At 40.3% G+C, this 4,347-nt stretch carries 7 protein-coding genes; 1 reads left to right on the plus strand and 6 read right to left on the minus strand.

The genetic code is table 11. The features are described from left to right. On the plus strand, nucleotides 1-114 hold a 114-nt coding region (locus AC1DJR_RS18915), incomplete at its 5' end, for an IS3 family transposase (protein ID WP_142387517.1). A gap of 382 nt (nucleotides 115-496) precedes the next feature. Here AC1DJR_RS18915 and clpP read toward each other — a convergent pair. The 6 genes from clpP to spoVAC form a co-directional block, all read right to left on the minus strand. Beyond that, the gene (gene clpP / locus AC1DJR_RS18920; protein ID WP_001049163.1) at nucleotides 497-1,078 is read right to left on the minus strand and encodes an ATP-dependent Clp endopeptidase proteolytic subunit ClpP; all 582 of its coding nucleotides are present in this window, start codon (nucleotides 1,076-1,078) and stop codon (nucleotides 497-499) included. A 240-nt stretch (nucleotides 1,079-1,318) separates the two neighbouring features. Further along, entirely contained in the window at nucleotides 1,319-2,188 is an 870-nt protein-coding gene (locus AC1DJR_RS18925; RefSeq protein WP_105589896.1) for a DUF421 domain-containing protein, read from the minus strand. 20 nt (nucleotides 2,189-2,208) lie between these two features. Then, a complete protein-coding gene (locus AC1DJR_RS18930; protein WP_000215909.1) occupies nucleotides 2,209-2,415 on the minus strand; it encodes a DUF1657 domain-containing protein in 207 nt (68 codons plus the stop codon). Between the two features lie 11 nt (nucleotides 2,416-2,426). Next, nucleotides 2,427-2,777: a stage V sporulation protein AE gene (gene spoVAE / locus AC1DJR_RS18935; RefSeq protein ID WP_000575919.1), complete on the minus strand. Its 351-nt coding sequence runs from the start codon at nucleotides 2,775-2,777 to the stop codon at nucleotides 2,427-2,429. Next, nucleotides 2,774-3,790: a stage V sporulation protein AD gene (spoVAD, locus tag AC1DJR_RS18940; protein ID WP_477003239.1), complete on the minus strand. Its 1,017-nt coding sequence runs from the start codon at nucleotides 3,788-3,790 to the stop codon at nucleotides 2,774-2,776. The genes spoVAE and spoVAD overlap by 4 nt, the downstream gene beginning before the upstream one ends. Beyond that, complete coding sequence (gene spoVAC / locus AC1DJR_RS18945) at nucleotides 3,791-4,267, minus strand: stage V sporulation protein AC (RefSeq protein WP_002129887.1); 477 nt, start codon at nucleotides 4,265-4,267, stop codon at nucleotides 3,791-3,793. It lies immediately after the preceding gene. Between the last annotated feature and the right edge of the window lie 80 nt (nucleotides 4,268-4,347).

Here is a 4,347-nt window from a genome sequence, read left to right on the forward strand (position 1 = left end):
TTCAAACAAGAATTAGCAAAGTATATAGAATACTATAATCATAAAAGAATTAAGGCAAAATTAAAGGGTATGAGCCCGGTACAATACCGGGCTCATACCCTAGAGGCTGCCTAATGAAACGACCTGTCTAACTTTCGGGGGTCACTTCAGAATGTGCGATAGCTTTTTTTATTTTTCTGTTTGTGGGGTATGTGATACCCTTGTACATAATAAAAAAGCGCCCTGTAATAGGACGCTTCCGCTTTTAGGTGTATCCAGCTCCAGTGGCTAGAATCTTCGGTCGTTTCGCTTTTACATTCGAGGCAAAAAGCGCCTCGGATGTAAAAGCTCCAACGCCCTGCGATTCTGAACGAGCCACTTCCGCTTTTAATGTATCTAGCTTCAGTGGCTAGCTCTTCGTGTCTAAGAACCTTCCGCATAAGAAGGCAAAAAGCGCCTTTTATGCGAAAGAACCTTAGCCAGTCAGAGCTGAACGAGCCACTTCCGCTTTTAATTATTAACGATTTGTAAAGATCTTATCGATTAAGCCGTATTCTAGAGCTCTTTCTGCTGTCATGAAGTTGTCGCGGTCTGTGTCGCGTTGTAGAACTTCAAGTGGTTGACCTGTGCGGTCAGCAAGAATTTGGTTTAATTTTTCACGTAAGAATAGGATACGTTTTGCAGCAATTTCGATTTCAGTCGCTTGACCTTGTGCACCGCCAAGTGGTTGGTGAATCATAACTTCACTGTTTGGAAGTGCGTAACGTTTTCCTTTTTCACCTGCTGCAAGTAAGAATGCACCCATAGATGCAGCCATACCGATACAGATTGTTGATACTTGTGGTTTAATAAACTGCATTGTATCGTAAATTGCCATACCAGCTGTGATAGAACCACCAGGGCTGTTGATRTAAATGTGAATATCTTTTTCTGGATCTTGAGATTCCAAGAATAAAAGCTGGGAAACGATTGAGTTTGCTACGTTGTCATCAATTGCGCTACCAAGCATAATGATGCGATCTTTTAATAGTCGAGAGTAAATATCGTAAGCGCGTTCTCCACGATTTGTTTGTTCAATTACTGTAGGAATTAAATTCATCTGTTATTTCCTCCTTTAAAAGCTTTCTTAGTCTTATAATACAATTATGGTCAATGAAGGTCAAACGAAACCACTTTAAATCAAAAAATATGTAGTTGTATCATGATTTATTCGCTATGTTTTTAAAATTCCCTGCTTATGTATCTTCAACATCATAACCGAATTACATAAATTTAAACGTGATTAATGGTGTGGGAAAGGCAAAAGAACGCCTTTTGTATAGAAGCGTTCTTTCATTTTTTATTCTTTTAACAGATAGGTTACTTTATTTAAGATTTTCTCGATTTGTTTTGCGTTTTTACTATACATATCACTCGCTGATTTTGATTTTGTTTCTAAAGAGAATAATTCAAGATCAGCATTGCATTTCTTTAAGGATGCCAATARTAAAGGCTTGTTTTGAGGAGAAGGCATTTGGAGTTTATCATTATAGATGTCGATAGTAAGTTGTCCGTATGAATCAACTTGACCAAGAAAGACATTTTCAATGACAACACCGAGTTTTTCTAGCTCAGAATGTAACCAAGCGCGATTATGCCCGCTAGCAGAAAGAGGTTCATCTAGTATATTTCCATCCATAATAACAGTTTGCGGTTCTTTTTCGTTTGGTACTTTTARGCTGATATCTTTTGCTGTAAGTGGTTGACGATCTTTCTTCAATAATACATTTAATTCTCCGCTCGGTTCTAGTACTGCAAATTCAACATCAGCTACGCTGAACGCATTTTTTCCTCTGAGAAGCTCAAGCAATTCATCACTTGTATACTTTTCTTTCTTTAAGTTATCTTCGAGTATTTTTCCGTCTTTTATTAATACGGTAGATTTTCCTTCAAAGAAGTCCCGAGCTGTTTTGTTCTTTAAGGAGATGATTCCTGTGAAAAAAGGTACCACAGCGAAAATGAGTATCGCAAAGACGCCGTGGAAAAATTTTGAATCGAGCCCTGTAGATACTTGGGCAGCGATGTCACCGATTGTCATTCCGGCTATGTATTCAAAAAAGGAGAGCTGAGAGATTTGTCTTTTCCCTAACCATTTCGTAATAGCGAATAAAATGATTAATATGAATACAGAGCGAAGAATAACGAGTGTCCATTCGGGCAGGTGAGACATAGTCATTTCCTCCAGTCTACTTAAAACCCTTTATATTGAGGTTCTTCACGTTCTAATACTGAAATTCTATCCTTTAAATCAGCGATGACGCTGTCCATTTCTAACATACATTCATGAAATACGCGTTTTGATTCTTCGTCTTGTGAATTTAATGAAAGGGAGCTTAAACTTGCTTGAGCCCCTCTTACACTGGCAAGGCAAGTTTTTACGCTAGCGATAACAGTCATGAAAACACCTCTTATCCTTTCGGTTTGAATAGCAATGCTCCAATGAAGCCGAAAATAATGGCAGCTGATACACCAGCACTCGTTACTTTAAACATGCCGGTAATAACGCCGACGATGCCATGTTTGGCTGCTTCCTCCATCGCGCCATGAACGAGGGCATTACCGAAACTTGTAATAGGTACTGTTGCCCCAGCTCCGGCGAAATCAATTAGTGGTTCATACAAATTGAATCCATCTAATATAGCTCCAGCAACAACGAGTGTTGCCATCGTATGGGCAGGAGTAAGTTTACCGACATCAAACATAAGTTGTCCGATTACGCATATGAGTCCGCCAATGACGAAAGCCCAGAAAAAAATCATTGTGTTGCACCTCCAAATTCGATCGATACAGCATGAGCGATACATGGAATTGTTTCTTCTTGTTGGAATGTAAGKGGAGATAGTAAAGCGCCTGTCGCAACRACWAGTATYTTTTTGAATTCTCCTYTTTTCATTCKRTTTAATAAATGTCCGTAYACGACTGTTGCTGAACAGCCTGGACCACTTCCACCAGCTATGACAGGTTGACCTTCTCTATAAATGATGATTCCGCAATCTTGAAATTGCTCGCTCTTTACCTTTGTTCCATGTTTATGTAGTAGGTCGTAAGCGATTTCGCGACCGACATGTCCAAGGTCACCTGTTACGATTAAGTCGTAATAAGAGGCGTCAATTTGTCGTTCGCGTAAATGAGCTTCAATCGTATCGACAGCAGCTGGGGCCATCGCACCACCCATATTAAAAGGATCTGTTAGTCCCATATCAATAACTCGTCCAATGGTGGCCGATGTTATTTGTGGACCATATCCAGTGTCGCTTAAAATAGCCGCGCCTGCACCGGTCACTGTCCACTGAGCCGTAGGAGGTTTTTGACCACCATATTCAGTTGGATAGCGGAATTGTTTTTCTACCGCAGCGTTATGACTTGATGCCCCAGTTAATAAATACTTTGCACCTTTTGCATTTACGATACTTGCGCCGAGTGCTAAGCCTTCCATAGAGGTAGAACAGGCGCCGAATAAACCGAGATAAGGTGTTCCGAGTGTGCGGCATGCAAAGCTCGTTGGAGTTATTTGGTTAATTAAATCCCCTGCGAGTACGAATTGAATATCGTCTTTACGGAGCTTTGCCTTTTCGGTAGCGCGGCTACAAGCTTCTTCAAATAAAATTTTATGCGCCTTTTCGTAAGAATCTTGTCCGAGCCATAAATCTTCATGCAGGGTATCGAAGTCTTCAGGRATTTTTCCATTTGCCTCAAATGGGCCRCCGACTACACCTGTTGAGATGATAACTGGTTTGTTTTCAAATACCCATGTTCGGTGTCCTTGTAACATTTACAGCCCTCCCCATTGAAAGAGAATCGTTTTAATAAGTGCGATGACGAAAGCGGAAAATACGCCAAATAAGATGACCGATCCTGCTAGTTTAAACATGTTACCACCAACGCCGAGAACGAACCCTTCTGTACGGTGTTCAATACACGCGGCAATAACAGAGTTACCAAATCCAGTAACGGGAACTGCGGTACCAGCACCAGCAAATTGTCCGAGGCGATCGTAGACGCCAAATCCCGTCAGTAGCATGGAGATAAAAATAAGAGTTGCAACGGTAGGGTTCCCGGCAGATCTTTCAGTGAAATCAAAGTACGTAATATAAAAGGTGGAAATCAGTTGGCCTATTAGACAAATTAATCCCCCGACGAAAAAAGCTTTCATACAATTTTTTAAAACGGGGCGCTTCGGCTCGCGCTGTTGTTCGAATTTTTTATATTCTTGTTGTACAGGTGTTAAATTTTTATCTTTACTAGACATTTGAATCCTTCCTTCTCTTTTAGAAAGCTTAAATATTAGATCCCATTTCTGATTGAATGAGTTTTAACTGTTCTTTAATG

The sequence above is a fragment of the Bacillus sp. 05T31 genome, from assembly GCF_056396725.1.